This window comes from Nonomuraea aridisoli (genome assembly GCF_003236395.1).
Classification (GTDB): domain Bacteria; phylum Actinomycetota; class Actinomycetes; order Streptosporangiales; family Streptosporangiaceae; genus Nonomuraea; species Nonomuraea aridisoli.
Window position 1 is genome coordinate 22,812 of the sequence record NZ_POUD01000005.1, and the last position, 14,956, is coordinate 37,767.

The following is a 14,956-nucleotide window of genomic DNA, read 5'->3' on the forward strand; positions in this document are numbered from 1 at the left end:
ACCCGAGTCGCTCGGTAGTCTCGCGGTGTGGCGCATGTGACCCGTGAGCACCTTGATCATCTGCTTGAGCAGGCCCTGCTGGCCGACGACCACAGTTCCCTGGCCAGTCGGCTCTACGACGTCGCGCTCGACTACTCCTCCGGCGACGTCTCCAGGGCGTCCATCCTGGTCCTCGCCGCCGAGGAGTGGCGAGCGGCGGGCCAGCCCGTGCGCGCGATGGAGTGTTTCCAGCGCGCGGTACAGGACGGTGGCGACGCGGGTTTCGACCCGCGGGCCGGCATCGCCGACACGCTGTTCGAGCTCGACCGGCCTGATGAGGCGAGGGAGGTCATCGAGACGATCCGCGCCGAGGGCGACGTCTCCACGGCGACCGCTCACACGATCGCCGAGACGCTGGTCGCCTACGGCGATCTGCAAGGAGGGCTCGAATGGGCGACCCAGGCGGCCCTGGGGTGTGACGAGGGAGATCCCGAACAGGTGGCGGTGCTGCGCACGCGCTATCGCATCCGGGTCGACCTCGGGCTCCCCGAGGACGAGCTCGACGCGCTCGTCTCCTGACGCCTGAGCCCCGGGAGGGCCCGCCGTGACCGGCAGGGCCCCCTTCGTCATGCCCTGATCACCAGCTCCGCCAGGTCGCGCGCGGCCAGTGCCGGGTGGGCGTCGGGGCGGGTGACGGCGTGCGCGAGCACGCCGTCCACGAGCACGAGCAGCTGGTCGGCGCCGCGATCGGGCGCCGGGTGCCCGTGCCGGCGCAGCTCGTCGGCGAACAGCTGATGCATCCCGTCCTTGTACGCGCGCACCTCGGCGTGGGCTGGATGGTCGGGGTCGGTGAGGGCCAGCTCCGCCGCCGTGTAACGGCAGCCGTGGAACGAGGGCGCGGTCGTGATCTTCTCCAGCTCGTCGAAGACGGCGCGGATCCGGTCGCGCGGGTCGTCGCCGGCGTCGTCCATCACCTGGCGGTAACGGGCCGCGACGCCGGTCTGCTTCTGCCGCAGCGTCTCGGCGATCAGCCCTTCCTTGCCGCCGAAGTGCTGGTAGAGCGAGCGCCGCGCGACGTCGGCGCGCTTGAGTATCGCATCGACGCCGACGTGGACGCCCTGTTCGTACGTGAGGTCGCCCGCTGCTTCGAGGAGTCGTTCGCGGGGTCCGGGTCTGCTCATCACACCATCGATCCTGGCACGCGGTTGACAGTAGATCGCCCATTCTATCTAATGAGCCTCTGCGTATACCAACCATTCTATCTATCGGAGTCGCCATGCCCCGCGCGGGCACCTTGCCCACCGTGCTGACCGGCGTGTTCCTCACGATCCTGGACTTCTTCATCGTCAACGTCGCCATCCCCGCCATCCAGCGCGACCTGCACGCCGGCCCCGCCGCGATCGAGTGGGTCGTCGCCGGGTACGGCCTGGCCTACGGCTCGGGTCTCGTCCTCGGCGGACGGCTCGGCGACGTCCTCGGCCGGCGCCGCATGTTCGCCGCCGGCCTGGCCCTGTTCACCCTCGCCTCGATCGGCTGCGGCCTGGCTCCCGGTGCCGGCGCGCTGATCGCCGCCCGTGTCGCCCAGGGGCTCGCCGCCGCCGTGCTCGCCCCCCAGGTGCTGGCCATCCTGCGCACCGCCTACAGCGGGCCCGCCCAGGCCAGGGCGCTCAACGCGTACGCCATGACCATGGGGCTGGCCGCCGTCTTCGGCCAGCTCATCGGCGGCCTGCTGATCCAGGCCGACCTGTTCGGGCTCGGCTGGCGGGCGTGCTTCCTGGTCAACGTGCCGATCGGGGTGGCCGCGCTCGCCCTGACCCGCCGTGTGGTCCCCGAGAGCCGCCCCGGCGCGTCCGTACGGCTCGACCTGGGCGGCGCCGTCCTCGTCACGCTCGCCCTGGTCGCGATCCTGCTGCCGCTCATCGAGGGACGCGAGCAGGGCTGGCCGCTGTGGACGTGGGCGTCGCCGGTCGCCGCCGTCGTGCTCTTCGCCGCCTACGCCGGGCGGCGGCACTCGTCGCCGCTGATCGACCTGACGTTGTTCCGCGAGCGGGCCTTCACCGCCGGCCTGCTCACCCAGCTCGCCTTCACCATGGGCATGTCCGCGTACTTCCTGATCTTCGCCCTGTACGTCCAGGACGGCGTCGGGCTGGACGCGTTGCAGGCCGGCCTGATCTTCGCGCCGATCGGCGCGGGATATCTGGCGGCCTCGTTGCTCGCACCCCGGTTCGTCGCGTGGTTCGGCCGTCAGGCGATCGCCCTGGGCGGGCTGATCAGGGCAGCCGGGCTCGTCGCGATGCTGGCCGTGGTCGCCTCGGGGGCGGCCGTCGGCTGGCTGACGCCGGCGCTGGCCGTGGACGGGTTCGGCATGGGGCTGGCGCTCGCCCCGATCATGGGGACCGTGCTGGCCAGGGTCGCGCCGCAGCAGGCCGGCGCCGCGGCCGGGGTGCTCACGACCACCCAGCAGGTCGGCTCGGCGCTCGGCGTCGGCATCGTCGGGATCGTGTTCTACGGCAGCCTGCCTGGCGGGGTGAGTCAGGCGTTCCAGCACGGGCTGATCTACCTGATCGCCATCGGCCTGGCCGTCGCCGGGCTCGTCCAGCTGGTGCCGCGCGCCGCCGGCGTCCGTACCCGTGTCAAAGAGGAGAGCATCGCATGACAGACCTGAACGACCTCGCGCACCGCTACGCCGCCCTCTGGAACGAACCCGACGCCGAGACCCGCCGCGCGGCCGTCGCCGGGCTGTTCGCGGCGGACGCCGCCCACTACACGCCCACCCGCGAATTCCACGGCCACGCCGAGCTGGAGGAGCGCGTCGCCGGCGCGTACGAGCAGTGGGTCGCGCCTGGAACCTATGTCTTCCGTGCGGGCGCCGGCGCCGAGGGGCACCATCACGCCGTGCGGCTGACGTGGGAGATGGTCAGGCGCGATACCGGCGAGGTCGACTCCGTCGGCTTCGACTTCCTCGTGCTCGACGAGCACGGGCTGATCCGCAGCGATCATCAGTTCGTCGGGCGCTGAGTCTCTTTGGGCGAAGAGGCCGCGGTCGCCGGTGACCGCGGCCTCTTCGATCATGGGAAGCCGGGCGCGGCAGGCACGATCCGCGCCCGGACAGGATGGCTCATCGCGCTCCGAGACCCGGCGCGATCGCCGTGACGCCGCGCACCAGCGTCGAGGTGCCCTCGACGCTCTCCATCGCCTTCGGCAGCAGCACGTCCATCACCTCTTCGCCGATCTCCTGCACGGGCTTGGCGAAGTGCGGCGGCGACTCGAGGTCGGCGTCGGAGACGCGCACGCCGCGGTCGAACCGCACCTCCGGCAGGCCGACCCCCAGCGTCGTCTCCGCCGTCTCCGCCATCTCCGGCACCTGCGGCAACATCGGCAGCGAGGCGACGCCCGCCGCGGTCGACAGGTCCTTCAGCGTGCGCGGGTCGGGAGCGAGGGGGAGACCGGCGGGGGAGGCCGAGGTCAGCGCCGGCATGCCCCAGGTGGCCGCCACGCCGCCCAGGTCGGCCGTGCCGAGCACCGGCCTCGCCGCCGCGAGGCCGGTCAGCCCGAGGTCGCGGGCCAGCTCGCCGGCCGCCATGGCCAGCCTGACGCTCTCATCGGTGACGAACCGGCCGCTGCCCGAGACGGTCTCACGGAGCCGCGTCGCGGCGTGCCGATCGCAGTAGGAGGCGATCGCGGTGGACGACAGCAGCGCGCGGTCTGCCGTCGCGCAGGAGTCCGCGGACGCCGGGCCGGTGGACAAGCAGCCGACCCCCGCGGCCAGAGCGGCGGTCGCGACGATGCTCCGGATCTTCTGCACTGACACTGCACGTCCCTCTGATCGGTATCGCTGATCTGACGGAACGTGACCGTAGCGACGCGGCTCGCCGGGCGGCGCGCCGCTTATCCGAAGAGTGAAGCGAACCTTACGTGCTTATGGCTGTGCTTATGGGCCTCGCTTCGCGAGGCCGGCTCGGTCGCCTTTGATGCCGCCGTCTTCCCCCGCTCCGGTCGCTGCGCTCCCTCCGCTCCCCCAGACGACGGCAGCTCCCTCGCAACCCCTCGCTCCGCGCAGTCCCGCGCTGCGGTGGTTGCGCTGTCTCCGTTCCTTTGGACGAGGCGGCGCCTTCACGAGCCCTGGCCTGAACCCCCGCTCGGGCCGCTGTGCACCCTTCAGGTGACAGCGGCTCCGGCGCGGTCCCCGCTGTGGTCGCTTCCGGGCGGGGTGGGGGCGGTCAGGCGCGTTGGATGAGGAGTTCGTCGTCGCCGAGGTCGACGTTGACCTTGTCGCCGTCGATGATCTCGCTGGACAGGACCGCCTTGGCGAGTTTGTCGCCGATGGCGGACTGGACCAGGCGGCGCAGCGGGCGGGCGCCGTACATCGGGTCGTAGCCGGTCAAGGCCAGCCAGTCGCGGGCGGCCGGCGTGACCTCCAGCGTCAGCCTGCGGTCGGCCAGGCGCCGGGCCAGGCGGTCGACCTGCAGGTCGACGATGCGGGTCAGCTCTTCGGTGCCGAGCGCGTCGAAGACGATCACGTCGTCGAGCCGGTTGAGGAACTCCGGCTTGAACGCGGCCCGCACCGCCACCATCACGGCCTCGCGCTTGGCGTCGTTCTCCAGCTTGGGATCGACGAGGAACTGCGAGCCGAGGTTGGAGGTGAGGATCAGGATCGTGTTGCGGAAGTCGACCGTACGGCCCTGGCCGTCGGTGAGCCGCCCGTCGTCGAGCACCTGCAGCAGGATGTCGAAGACCTCGGGATGGGCCTTCTCCACCTCATCGAGCAGCACCACGGTGTACGGGCGCCGCCTGACGGCCTCGGTGAGCTGGCCCCCCTCCTCGTAGCCGACGTAACCGGGAGGCGCGCCGACGAGCCGGGCCACGCTGTGCTTCTCGGAGTATTCGCTCATGTCGATCCGGGTCATCGCCCGCTCGTCGTCGAACAGGAACTCCGCCAGCGCCTTGGCCAGCTCGGTCTTGCCCACCCCGGTCGGTCCGAGGAACAGGAACGAGCCCGTCGGCCTGTCGGGGTCGGCGATGCCCGCCCGGCTGCGGCGTACGGCGTCGGAGACCGCCTGGACGGCCTGCCGCTGGCCGATGAGACGCTTGCCCAGCTCCTCCTCCATGCGCAGCAGCTTGGCCGTCTCGGCCTCCAGCAGCCGCCCGGCCGGGATGCCCGTCCAGGACGAGACCACCTCGGCGATGTCGTCGGGGCCGACCTCCTCCTTGACCATGGCGTTCTCGGGCGGCGCGGCCTCGGAGGCGGCCTTGAGGGCCTGCTCCAGCCGCGGCACCTCGGCGTACATCAGGCGGGAGGCGGTCTCGAAGTCGCCGTCGCGCTGCGCCCGCTCGGCCGCGCCGCGCGCCTCGTCGAGCTGCTTCTTCAGCTCACCGACCTTGTTGAGGCCGGCCTTCTCCTGCTCCCAGCGGCCGACGAGGGCGTTGAGCTCCTCCTGGCGGTCGGCCAGCTCCTGGCGCAGCCGTTCCAGCCGCTGCACGGAGGCCTCGTCGGTCTCCTTCGACAGGGCCAGCTCCTCCATCTTCAACCGGTCGACGCCGCGCTGGAGCTGGTCGATCTCCACCGGACGGGAGTCGATCTCCATGCGCAGCCGCGAGGCGGCCTCGTCGACGAGGTCGATGGCCTTGTCGGGCAGGAAGCGGCTGGTGATGTAGCGGTCGGACAGCGCGGCGGCGGCCACCAGCGCGCTGTCGGCGATCTGCACCTGGTGGTGGGCCTCGTAGCGGCCCTTGAGCCCGCGCAGGATCGCGATGGTGTCCTCGACGGACGGCTCGCCCACGTAGACCTGCTGGAAGCGGCGCTCCAGCGCCGGGTCCTTCTCGATGCGCTCGCGGTATTCGTCGAGCGTCGTCGCGCCGATCATGCGCAACTCGCCGCGGGCCAGCATCGGCTTGAGCATGTTGCCGGCGTCCATCGCGCCCTCGGCGGCACCCGCGCCGACGACGGTGTGCAGCTCGTCGATGAACGTCACGACCTGCCCGTTGCTCTCCTTGATCTCGGAGAGCACGGCCTTGAGCCGCTCCTCGAACTCGCCGCGGTATTTCGCGCCGGCCACCATCGCGCCCAGGTCGAGCGCGATCAGCCGCTTGTTGCGCAGCGACTCCGGCACGTCGCCGGCCACGATCCGCTGGGCCAGGCCCTCGACGACGGCGGTCTTGCCGACGCCGGGCTCGCCGATCAGCACCGGGTTGTTCTTCGTGCGCCGGCTGAGCACCTGGACCACGCGGCGGATCTCGGAGTCGCGGCCGATGACCGGGTCGAGCTTGCCGCTGCGGGCCCGCTCGGTCAGGTCGACGCCGTACTTCTCCAGCGCCTGGTAGGTGTCTTCCGGGGTCTCGCTGGTGACGCGGGCATTGCCGCGTACCTTCTCGAAGGCGTCGAGCAGCGCCTGCGAGGTCGCACCCTGCGACTTCAGCAGCTCGGCCACCTGGCCGCCGTCGGCGGCCAGGCCCACCAGGAGATGCTCGGTCGAGACGTAGAGGTCTTCGAGCCGGTTGGCGTGCTGGGCGGCGGTGTTGAGCACCGTCAGCAGCTGGCGCGAGGAAGACGGGGCCCCCACCGTCGCCCCCTGCGCCTTCGGCAGCGCCGCCAGCTGCTCCTCGGCGCGGGCGCGGATCGCGCGCCAGTCGGCGCCGACCGCCTCCAGCAGCGGCACGGCTGTGCCGCCGGTCTGGGAGAGCAGCGTGGTCAGCAGGTGAGCCGGGGAGATCTCGGGGTTGCCCTCGGCGGCGGCGCGCCGCATGGCACCCGAGAGCGCTTCCTGGCTCTTCTGGGTGAGCTTGTAATCCATGTCCTCAGGCCCCCGGTGGCAGCTCGTAGCGGATCAGAGCCCGGATCATGCGCATCTCGGCGCGCAGGCGGTGGACCTCCTCGCGCAGCCGGAGGTTGTCGTTCTCGAGCTCGAGGATCCGCTTGATCCCCGCGAGGTTGATGCCCTCCTCCTGGGAGAGCCGCTGCACCTCGCGGAGCTGGATGATGTCTCTCGTGGAGTAGAGGCGGCCGCGCCCCGCCGTGCGCCCAGGACTGACCAGCCCCAGCCGGTCGTACTGCCGCAGGGTCTGCGGGTGCAGGCCCGACAGCTGCGCGGCCACCGAGATCACATAGACAGGGGTGTCGTCTGACAGGTCGAAGTAGTTGGCGTCCATCGGCTTACTCGCTTCTGGCTCGCTGAATGAGCTCAGCGCGCGGGTCCTCTCCCGCGGTCGCGGTGTTGAACTCGTTGAGCAGCTCGCGTGACTTGTCGTCGAGCGTCTGCGGCACCACGACCTCGACCGTGGCGAGCAGGTCGCCCTTGGTGCCGTCTTTTCGGGTGACGCCCCTGCCGCGTACGCGGAACGTACGCCCGTTGGGCGTGCCCGGCGGGATGCGCAGCGTGACCGGCAGGCCCTTGAGCACCGGCACCTTGATCTCGGCGCCGAGCGCGGCCTCCGTGAACGTCACCGGCACGGTGATCGTCAGGTTGTCGCCCGCCCTGCCGAACACGGCGTGCGGCTTGACGTGCGTCTGGATGTAGAGGTCGCCCGCCGGGCCGCCGTTCTCGCCCGGCGCTCCCTTGCCCTTGAGCTTGACGCGCTGGCCGTCGGCCACGCCCGCCGGGATGCGGGCCTGGATCGTACGGGTGCTCTTGGCCCGGCCGCTGCCCTCGCACACGGGGCAGGGGTCGTCCACGATCAGCCCGCGGCCCTTGCAGTCGCGGCAGGGCTCGGAGAAGGCGAAGTTGCCCAGGTTGCGGCTGGCCGCGCCGGTGCCCTCACAGGTGGGGCAGACCCTGGGGGTCGTGCCCGCCTTGGCGCCGGTGCCGCTGCACGCGGTGCAGGCGGCCGAGCTGGTCAGCCTGAGCGACACGGTGGTGCCCTCGGCCGCTTCGGTGAACGTCAGCGTGACCTCGGACTCGACGTCCTGGCCGCGTCGCGGGCGGGTGGTGGTGCCGGTACGGGTGGCCCCACCCCGGTTGAACAGCCCGCCGAAAAGATCGCCGAGCCGATCGCCCGCGCCCCCGCCCGTGCTCTGCCCGGTGCCGCCGAACAGGTCGCCGAAGTCGAACGGGAACCCGCCACCGCCGGCCCGCTGGCCGCCCACCCCGGAGCCGAACAGCGTGCGCGCCTCGTCGTACTCCTTGCGGCGCTTGCTGTCGGACAGGACGTCGTAGGCCTCGGAGACCTCCTTGAACTTGGCCTCTTTGGTCGCGTCGCCCTGGTTGCTGTCGGGGTGGTACTGGCGCGCCAGCTTGCGGTACGCCTTCTTGATCTCGTCGGCGGTGGCGGTCTTGGGCACACCAAGGACGGCGTAGTAGTCCTTCTCCAGGTAGTCCTTGGTGCTCATCTACGGCCCTTCGTCCTCGTGTCAGTTGTCTTCTTCGTCATTGGACGCGGGAGGGGCGTCCTCGGGCTCGGCGACGGCGACCCGCGCCGGGCGCAGCACCCGCTCACCCATGCGGTAGCCGGGCTGCAGCACCTCGATCGCGGTCGGCTCGGTCACGTCCGGCGAGTAGCTGTGCATCAGCGCCTCGTGGACCATCGGGTCGAAGGGGTCGCCCTTCTGCCCGAACGGGGTGAGCCCCAGCTTGGTGAGAGCCGCCTCCAGCGACTCGGCCACCTTCGCGAAGCCACCCGTGAGCTCGCCGTGGTCGCGCGCCCTGCCGATGTCGTCGAGCACGGGCAGCAGCTCCATGAGCGTGCTCGCGACCGCCTGCTCCTTGACCGCGACGCGGTCGCGTTCGACGCGCTTGCGGTAGTTCACATATTCGGCCTGCAGACGCTGCAGGTCGGCGGTGCGCTCGGCGAGCTGCGCCTGCAGCTCCTCGCTGCCGGCGGGCGCCCGGGCGGGCGCCGCCTCCGCGGCGGGCGGCTGCTCGGCCGCCCCGTCCGCGGGGGCGTGCTCGCGGACCTGGCCCGTCTCCGGGTCGATCTTGCGGTTGTCGCGGATCACCGGCTCCTCGTGCCCGTTTTCACGCGGCGGCATCACTTGTCCTTCGGCTCGTCGTCGACGATCTCGGCCTCGACCACGTCGTCGTCGGCCTTCTGGCCGGCACCGGACGCGGCGTCCTGCGGAGCGCCCTCGGCGCCGCCGCCCTGCTGGCCCGCGGCGTAGATCGCCGAGCCCATCTTCTGGCTGACCGTGGCGAGCTTCTCGGCCGAGGTGCGGATGACGTCGGTGTCGGTGCCCTCAAGAGCCTTCTTCAGCTCGGCCAGCGCGTCGTTGACCTCGGTCTTGATGTCGGACGGGACCTTGTCGTCGTTCTCGCGGAGGAACTTCTCCGTCTGGTAGGCCAGGCCGTCTGCGTTGTTGCGGACCTCGGCCTCCTCGCGGCGCTTCTTGTCCTCCTCGGCGTACGACTCGGCCTCGCGCATCATGCGCTCGATGTCGTCCTTCGGCAGCGCCGAGCCGCCGGTGATCGTCATCGTCTGCTCCTTGCCCGTGCCCAGGTCCTTGGCGGAGACGTTGACGATGCCGTTGGCGTCGATGTCGAAGGTGACCTCGATCTGGGGGATGCCGCGCGGCGCCGGCGCGATGCCGGTCAGCTCGAAGGTCGCGAGCTTCTTGTTGTACGCGGCGATCTCGCGCTCGCCCTGGAAGACCTGGATCTGCACCGACGGCTGGTTGTCCTCGGCCGTGGTGAAGACCTCGGAGCGCTTCGTCGGGATCGTCGTGTTGCGCTCGATGATCTTGGTGAAGATGCCGCCCTTGGTCTCGATGCCCAGCGACAGCGGGGTCACGTCGAGCAGCAGGACGTCCTTGACCTCACCCTTGAGCACGCCGGCCTGCAGGGCCGCGCCGATGGCGACGACCTCGTCGGGGTTGACGCCCTTGTTGGGCTCCTTGCCGCCGGTCAGCTCCTTGACCAGGTCGGTGACGGCGGGCATGCGGGTCGAGCCGCCGACGAGCACCACGTGGGCGATGTCGGAGACCTTGATGCCGGCGTCCTTGATGACCTGGTGGAACGGGCCCTTGGTCCGCTCGAGCAGGTCAGCCGTCAGCCGCTGGAACTCCGAGCGGGTGAGCTTCTCGTCGAGGTGCAGTGGGCCCTCGGAGGAGGCCGTGATGTAGGGGAGGTTGATGGACGTCTCGGACTGGCTGGACAGCTCGATCTTGGCCTTCTCGGCCGCCTCGCGCAGACGCTGGAGCGCCATCTTGTCCTTGGCCAGGTCGACGCCGTGGGCGTTCTGGAAGCGCTTGACGAGCTCGTCGACGATGCGCTGGTCCCAGTCGTCACCGCCCAGGTGGTTGTCACCGGAGGTGGCCTTGACCTCGACGAAGCCGTGGCCGTCCTCCTGGCCGACGTCGAGCAGCGAGACGTCGAAGGTGCCGCCGCCGAGGTCGAAGACCAGGATGGTCTGGTCCTGCTCCTTGTCGAGCCCGTAGGCGAGGGCCGCCGCGGTCGGCTCGTTGATGATGCGGAGCACGTTGAGGCCCGCGATCGTGCCGGCCTCCTTGGTGGCCTGGCGCTGAGCGTCGTTGAAGTAGGCGGGGACGGTGATCACGGCGTCGGTGATCTTCTCGCCCAGGTAGGCCTCGGCGTCCTGCTTCAGCTTCTGCAGCACGAAGGCGCTGATCTGCTGCGGCGAGAACTTCTTGCCGTCGATCTCCTGGGACCAGTTGGTGCCCATCTCCCGCTTGACCGAGCGGATGGTCCGGTCGACGTTGGTGACGGCCTGCCGCTTGGCGACCTCACCGACCAGGACCTCACCGTTCTTCGCGAAGGCGACCACGGACGGCGTGGTCCGCGAGCCCTGCGCGTTGGCGATGACAGTGGGCTCACCGCCCTCGAGGATCGAGACGACGGAGTTGGTCGTCCCCAGGTCGATACCTACCGCACGTGCCATGAGTACGTCCTTGTAGTCAAAGTTGAGTCGGTCAGACTCAACGTATGGATGCGTGCCGTCTTTGTCAAACGACTTGAGCCTACTCGACTCAACCCTCGTGAGCGTAAAAGCATTCCCTGGTTTCAGCGGCGCATACCCGGGTCAACGGGGCGCATGCCAAGGAAGGTTCCGCTCCGAGGTGGCGTACAGGACGTAGCTGGATTTGTCGGGAGGCTTACCGTTTGGCGCCGTCCACGAGCTTGCGCTTGCCGAGGGCCTTGTCCAGGTCGACCGTCGTGGTCTTCTCGACCGCGATCATGATGCAGGACATGTCCCTGGCCTTCGGTGAGGAGCCCTCGTACAGCGTGATCGTGACGTTCTTCGCGGTCTCCTTCACCGAGACGCGGTCCAGCACCGTGCACGGAGCCACGCCCGACCACCACGTGAGGCGGACCTTCCTGCCGCCCGACACGGGCTCGGCCTTGGTCCAGCGGACCTCGCGGACGTTGACCGCGTCACCCTCCGGCTTCACGGTCTCGGGGCCGCTCGGGGGAGCGGTGGACGGGGTGCCGGCGGCCGGGCTCGACACGACCGGCGGCCGCTCCGGCGTCGAGGTCGCGGCGGGCCCGGCCGACGACCCGCCCTGCGTGCCGCAGCCCGCCGCGAGCACCAGACCGGCCAGAAGAGTCGTTGTCATAGTCCGCATACTCCTACGACGGATCACGCGCGTCACCGGTTCAGCGGCGCGAGTTAGTGTGGTCCACGTGCTCCGTCAGGCCATGCTCGCCCTCTCCAAGAGCCGACGCGCCGAGCGGCTCGTCACCACCTCGCCGCTGACCGCCGGTGTCGTCGAACGCTACGTCGCGGGCGACGTGGCCGCCGTGGTGCGCGACCTGACCCGCGGGGGCCTGCTCGTCACCGTGGCCCACCTGGGCGAGGAGGTCGCCGGCGAGAGCAGGGCCGAGGAGGCCGTACGCGGCTACCTGGCGCTGCTCGACCTGCTGCCCACGGGCGCCGACGTGTCGGTCAAGCTCACCGCCCTCGGCCTGCGGCTGTCACAGCAGCTCGCGCTCGGCCACGCCGCCGAGATCTGCGCCGCCGCCGCGTCCAGGGGCATGACGGTGACGCTCGACGCCGAGGAGCACGACACCGTGCCGGGGCTGCACGCCGTGCACGCCGCCCTGCGCCGCGAGCATCCCGACGTGGGGGTGGTCGTGCAGGCGTACCTGCCCGACTCGCTCGACCGCTGCGAGAAGCTCGGCGGCGCCCGCGTACGCCTGTGCAAGGGCGCCTACACCGCTCCCGGGGCCTACAAGCGGCCGATCGACATCGACCGCTCGTTCGTACGGTGCCTGAAAGTGCTCATGGCCGGCACCGCCTACCCCATGGTCGCCACCCACGACCCCCGGCTGCTGCGCATCGCCTCAACGCTCGCCGTGCTCGAGGGCCGCGACCAGAGCGGCTACGAACTCCAGATGCTCTACGGCGTACGCCCGGGGGAGCAGGCCCGCCAGGCGCAGCTCGGCGCGCGGATGCGCGTCTACGTGCCCTACGGCGACGAGTGGTATCCCTACCTCGTGCGCCGCCTCGCCGAGCGCCCGGCGAACCTGGCGTTCTTCCTGCGGTCGCTGGTGTCGCGGCGCTAGCCGGATACGCTGCCAGACCAGGCAATATTCGTCGAGGGGCACAAAGATGATCGCGATATTGGGCACCGGCAAGATGGGCGAGGCCCTGCTGTCCGGTCTGCTGCGCGCGGGGCTCGAGCCGGACGACGTCATGGCGACCACCCGCAGGGCCGAACGCGCCCAGACGCTGCGCGAGACGTACGGCGTGCGCACGGTCTCCAACGCCGAGGCGGCCAAGGCGGCCGACACGCTGATCCTGGCCGTCAAGCCGCAGGACATGGCGACGCTGCTGGCGGAGATCGCGCCGTACGTGCCGGCCGACCGCCTGGTGATCAGCGCCGCGGCCGGCATCACGACCGCGTTCGTGGAGCAGCGGCTCGGGGTCGAGGTGCCGGTGGTGCGGGTGATGTCCAACACGCCGATCAGGTTCGACGAGGCGATGAGCGTCATCTCGGCCGGCGCCCACGCGGGGGAGGAGCACCTGCGGCGCACCGAGGAGCTGCTGCGTCCGGTCGGCAAGGTGCTGCGCATCCCCGAGTCGCAGCAGGACGCCGCCACGGCGTTGTCCGGCAGCGGGCCGGCGTACTTCTTCTACCTGGTCGAGGCCATGGTCGACGCGGGCATCCTGCTCGGCATGCCGAGGGCCGCCGCGCTCGACATGGTCACCCAGTCGATCGTCGGGGCGGCCGTGATGTTGCGCGACTCGGGCGAGCACCCGGTGATCCTGCGCGAGGCCGTCACCTCGCCGGGCGGCACGACCATCGCCGCCATCGCGGAGCTCGAACGGCACAAGGTGCGGGCCGCGTTCCTGGCCGCCATCGAGGCCGCCCGCGACCGCGGCCGCGAGCTCGCGTCGGGCTGACCGGCCACCGCGGCCGCGAGCTCGCCCACCGCTCAGGCGTCGCGGCGGTGCAGCAGGATCGCGCCGGCGGCCACCGCGACGGCGATCCACGCGAGGTAGACCCCGAAACCGCTCCACGGCCCCAGGTACTCGCCGGACCGGCCGAAGACCACCAGCGCGCCGGCGTTCGTGGTGAAGAACTCGGCGACGACCCTGCCCCACTCGCCCGGGAGCTGGTTCGTCATCGGGGGCAGCACCAGGATCAGCGCGACCGCCGCGACGATCGCGCCCGGCGTGTGCCGGACCAGCGTGCCGAGACCCAGCCCGAACAGCCCGCACGTGCTCAGGTAGAGGCCGCACCCGAGCGAGGCCCGCACCACCTCGGCCATCTCGACCGACGGCGGCCGGGTGATCGCCACACCGACGGCGATCGCGCCGGCCGACGCGGCCACGCAGACGACCAGCGCGACCGCGGTGAAGACCACGATCTTGCCGGTCAGCAGGCGCAGGCGCCGGGGCACGGCCATGAGCGAGGTGCGGATGCCCCCGGTGCGGTACTCGGCGGAGATCACGAGCACGCCGAGAGCGGCCATGGACAACGAGGCGAACATGCTGCCGGACAGGCTCATCGCGACGGCGTCGCCGCCCGGCATCGGCTCGTCGGCGGAGTTCGCGGACGCGGCGCCGAGGAGGGCGGACAGGCCCAGCATCAGCAGGGCGGTGACGGCCAGCGTCCACACCGTCGAGCGCACCGAGCGGATCTTGGTCCATTCGGACCGGATGATGTCGATCATGAGGTGAACTCCAGGCTGTCCTTGGTCAGCTCCATGTACGCGGCTTCGAGCGACGGCTGCACGTACGTCAGCTCCTCCAGCGGGATCCCGGCCCGCGCCGCGAGGGTGCCGATCTCCAGCGGGGTCATCGCGGTCACCCGCAGATGGTCGGGCCGCAGCTCCCCGATCTTGACCAGTTCGGCCACCTCGGCGAGCCGGGGCGAGCGGACGCGTACGTAGCCCTGCGAGCTGCGCCCGATGAACTCCCGCACGCTCGTGTCGGCGATGAGCCGGCCCCTGCCGATCACGACGAGGTGGTCGGCCGTCTGCGCCATCTCGCTCATGAGGTGGCTGGAGACGAACACCGCCCGCCCTTCGGCCGCCAGCCTGCGCATCAGCGTGCGGATCCACAGGATCCCGTCCGGGTCGAGCCCGTTGACCGGCTCGTCGAACAGCAGGATCTTCGGGTCGCCGAGCAGCGCCGCGGCGATGCCCAGCCGCTGCGCCATGCCCAGCGAGAAGCCGCCGATCCGGCGTCGGGCGACGGCGGTCAGGCCGACGGTCTCCAGCACCTCCGCCACGCGGGCGGCCGGGATGCCGTTGCTCTGCGCGATGGCCAGCAGGTGGTCGCGCGCGCTGCGCCCGCAGTGCACGGCCTTGGCGTCCAGCAGCGCGCCGACCTTGCGCAGCGGATGCCGTAACTCCGCGTACGGCCGTCCGTCCACGAGCACCGAGCCGCCGGACGGCCGGTCGAGCCCGAGGATCATGCGCATGGTGGTCGACTTGCCGGCGCCGTTGGGGCCGAGGAAACCGGTCACCTGACCCGGCTCGACGTCGAACGACAGGTCCGCCACGGCGAGGGTGCGGCCGTAGCGTTTGCTCAGGTTCGTTGCGCGGATCGCTGTCATGGGGTTCAGCGTGCCGTCGCGGGAGGC

The 14,956-nt window shown here is 70.9% G+C and carries 14 protein-coding genes and 1 pseudogene; 5 read left to right on the forward strand and 10 right to left on the reverse strand.

What is annotated here, in order from left to right; translation table 11 throughout:
- Positions 1–27 precede the first annotated feature (27 nt).
- Positions 28–558, forward strand: coding sequence for a tetratricopeptide repeat protein (locus C1J01_RS02295; RefSeq protein WP_235854200.1), 531 nt, complete (start codon positions 28–30; stop codon positions 556–558).
- A 47-nt stretch (positions 559–605) separates the two neighbouring features.
- Here the strand turns inward: C1J01_RS02295 and C1J01_RS02300 are convergent, their stop codons facing one another.
- Positions 606–1,160, reverse strand: a complete 555-nt coding sequence (locus C1J01_RS02300; RefSeq protein WP_181448534.1) for a TetR/AcrR family transcriptional regulator — start codon at positions 1,158–1,160, stop codon at positions 606–608.
- Positions 1,161–1,255: 95 nt separating this feature from the next.
- Here C1J01_RS02300 and C1J01_RS02305 point away from each other — a divergent pair, with 95 nt between their 5' ends.
- Both C1J01_RS02305 and C1J01_RS02310 read left to right on the forward strand, forming a co-directional pair.
- On the forward strand, positions 1,256–2,635 hold the full coding sequence (locus C1J01_RS02305; RefSeq protein WP_111175431.1) for an MFS transporter: 1,380 nt from the start codon (positions 1,256–1,258) through the stop codon (positions 2,633–2,635).
- Positions 2,632–2,997, forward strand: a complete 366-nt coding sequence (locus C1J01_RS02310; RefSeq protein WP_111175433.1) for a nuclear transport factor 2 family protein — start codon at positions 2,632–2,634, stop codon at positions 2,995–2,997. Before C1J01_RS02305 ends, C1J01_RS02310 begins: the two co-directional genes overlap by 4 nt.
- Positions 2,998–3,097: 100 nt before the next feature.
- Here the strand turns inward: C1J01_RS02310 and C1J01_RS02315 are convergent, their stop codons facing one another.
- The 7 genes and pseudogenes from C1J01_RS02315 to C1J01_RS02345 all read right to left on the reverse strand — a co-directional run bounded on the left by C1J01_RS02315 (position 3,098) and on the right by C1J01_RS02345 (position 11,479).
- Positions 3,098–3,790: a hypothetical protein gene (locus C1J01_RS02315; protein ID WP_146615449.1), complete on the reverse strand. Its 693-nt coding sequence runs from the start codon at positions 3,788–3,790 to the stop codon at positions 3,098–3,100.
- A gap of 409 nt (positions 3,791–4,199) precedes the next feature.
- On the reverse strand, positions 4,200–6,770 hold the full coding sequence (gene clpB, locus C1J01_RS02320) for an ATP-dependent chaperone ClpB (protein ID WP_111175437.1): 2,571 nt from the start codon (positions 6,768–6,770) through the stop codon (positions 4,200–4,202).
- 67 nt (positions 6,771–6,837) lie between these two features.
- Positions 6,838–7,125 (reverse strand): annotated as a pseudogene (locus C1J01_RS02325) (heat shock protein transcriptional repressor HspR); the annotation flags it as partial.
- A 4-nt stretch (positions 7,126–7,129) separates the two neighbouring features.
- Positions 7,130–8,302, reverse strand: a complete 1,173-nt coding sequence (dnaJ, locus tag C1J01_RS02330; RefSeq protein WP_111175441.1) for a molecular chaperone DnaJ — start codon at positions 8,300–8,302, stop codon at positions 7,130–7,132.
- A gap of 21 nt (positions 8,303–8,323) precedes the next feature.
- Complete coding sequence (grpE, locus tag C1J01_RS02335) at positions 8,324–8,941, reverse strand: nucleotide exchange factor GrpE (RefSeq protein WP_111175443.1); 618 nt, start codon at positions 8,939–8,941, stop codon at positions 8,324–8,326.
- A complete protein-coding gene (dnaK, locus tag C1J01_RS02340) occupies positions 8,941–10,803 on the reverse strand; it encodes a molecular chaperone DnaK (RefSeq protein WP_111175445.1) in 1,863 nt (620 codons plus the stop codon). Before dnaK ends, grpE begins: the two co-directional genes overlap by 1 nt.
- A gap of 214 nt (positions 10,804–11,017) precedes the next feature.
- The gene (locus C1J01_RS02345) at positions 11,018–11,479 is read right to left on the reverse strand and encodes a hypothetical protein (RefSeq protein ID WP_235854201.1); all 462 of its coding nucleotides are present in this window, start codon (positions 11,477–11,479) and stop codon (positions 11,018–11,020) included.
- 67 nt (positions 11,480–11,546) lie between these two features.
- Here C1J01_RS02345 and C1J01_RS02350 point away from each other — a divergent pair, with 67 nt between their 5' ends.
- Together C1J01_RS02350 and proC are read left to right on the forward strand one after the other, a co-directional pair.
- On the forward strand, positions 11,547–12,428 hold the full coding sequence (locus C1J01_RS02350; protein WP_111175555.1) for a proline dehydrogenase family protein: 882 nt from the start codon (positions 11,547–11,549) through the stop codon (positions 12,426–12,428).
- A gap of 46 nt (positions 12,429–12,474) precedes the next feature.
- Entirely contained in the window at positions 12,475–13,269 is a 795-nt protein-coding gene (gene proC, locus C1J01_RS02355; protein WP_111175447.1) for a pyrroline-5-carboxylate reductase, read from the forward strand.
- Between the two features lie 32 nt (positions 13,270–13,301).
- On the opposite strand, the gene C1J01_RS02360 is transcribed toward proC, so the two are convergent.
- Together C1J01_RS02360 and C1J01_RS02365 are read right to left on the reverse strand one after the other, a co-directional pair.
- On the reverse strand, positions 13,302–14,042 hold the full coding sequence (locus C1J01_RS02360) for an ABC transporter permease (protein WP_111175449.1): 741 nt from the start codon (positions 14,040–14,042) through the stop codon (positions 13,302–13,304).
- A complete protein-coding gene (locus C1J01_RS02365) occupies positions 14,039–14,929 on the reverse strand; it encodes an ABC transporter ATP-binding protein (RefSeq protein ID WP_111175451.1) in 891 nt (296 codons plus the stop codon). The genes C1J01_RS02360 and C1J01_RS02365 overlap by 4 nt, the downstream gene beginning before the upstream one ends.
- Positions 14,930–14,956 lie beyond the last annotated feature (27 nt).

Excerpts from the sequence above, each read along its gene's own strand:
- C1J01_RS02300 (WP_181448534.1), bottom strand. The coding sequence starts at position 1,160 with ATGAGCAGACCCGGACCCCGCGAACGACTCCTCGAAGCAGCGGGCGAC.
- C1J01_RS02305 (WP_111175431.1), top strand. The coding sequence starts at position 1,256 with ATGCCCCGCGCGGGCACCTTGCCCACCGTGCTGACCGGCGTGTTCCTC.
- C1J01_RS02310 (WP_111175433.1), top strand. The coding sequence starts at position 2,632 with ATGACAGACCTGAACGACCTCGCGCACCGCTACGCCGCCCTCTGGAAC.
- clpB (WP_111175437.1), bottom strand. The coding sequence starts at position 6,770 with ATGGATTACAAGCTCACCCAGAAGAGCCAGGAAGCGCTCTCGGGTGCC.
- dnaJ (WP_111175441.1), bottom strand. The coding sequence starts at position 8,302 with ATGAGCACCAAGGACTACCTGGAGAAGGACTACTACGCCGTCCTTGGT.
- grpE (WP_111175443.1), bottom strand. The coding sequence starts at position 8,941 with ATGCCGCCGCGTGAAAACGGGCACGAGGAGCCGGTGATCCGCGACAAC.
- dnaK (WP_111175445.1), bottom strand. The coding sequence starts at position 10,803 with ATGGCACGTGCGGTAGGTATCGACCTGGGGACGACCAACTCCGTCGTC.
- C1J01_RS02345 (WP_235854201.1), bottom strand. The coding sequence starts at position 11,479 with ATGACAACGACTCTTCTGGCCGGTCTGGTGCTCGCGGCGGGCTGCGGC.
- proC (WP_111175447.1), top strand. The coding sequence starts at position 12,475 with ATGATCGCGATATTGGGCACCGGCAAGATGGGCGAGGCCCTGCTGTCC.
- C1J01_RS02360 (WP_111175449.1), bottom strand. The coding sequence starts at position 14,042 with ATGATCGACATCATCCGGTCCGAATGGACCAAGATCCGCTCGGTGCGC.
- C1J01_RS02365 (WP_111175451.1), bottom strand. The coding sequence starts at position 14,929 with ATGACAGCGATCCGCGCAACGAACCTGAGCAAACGCTACGGCCGCACC.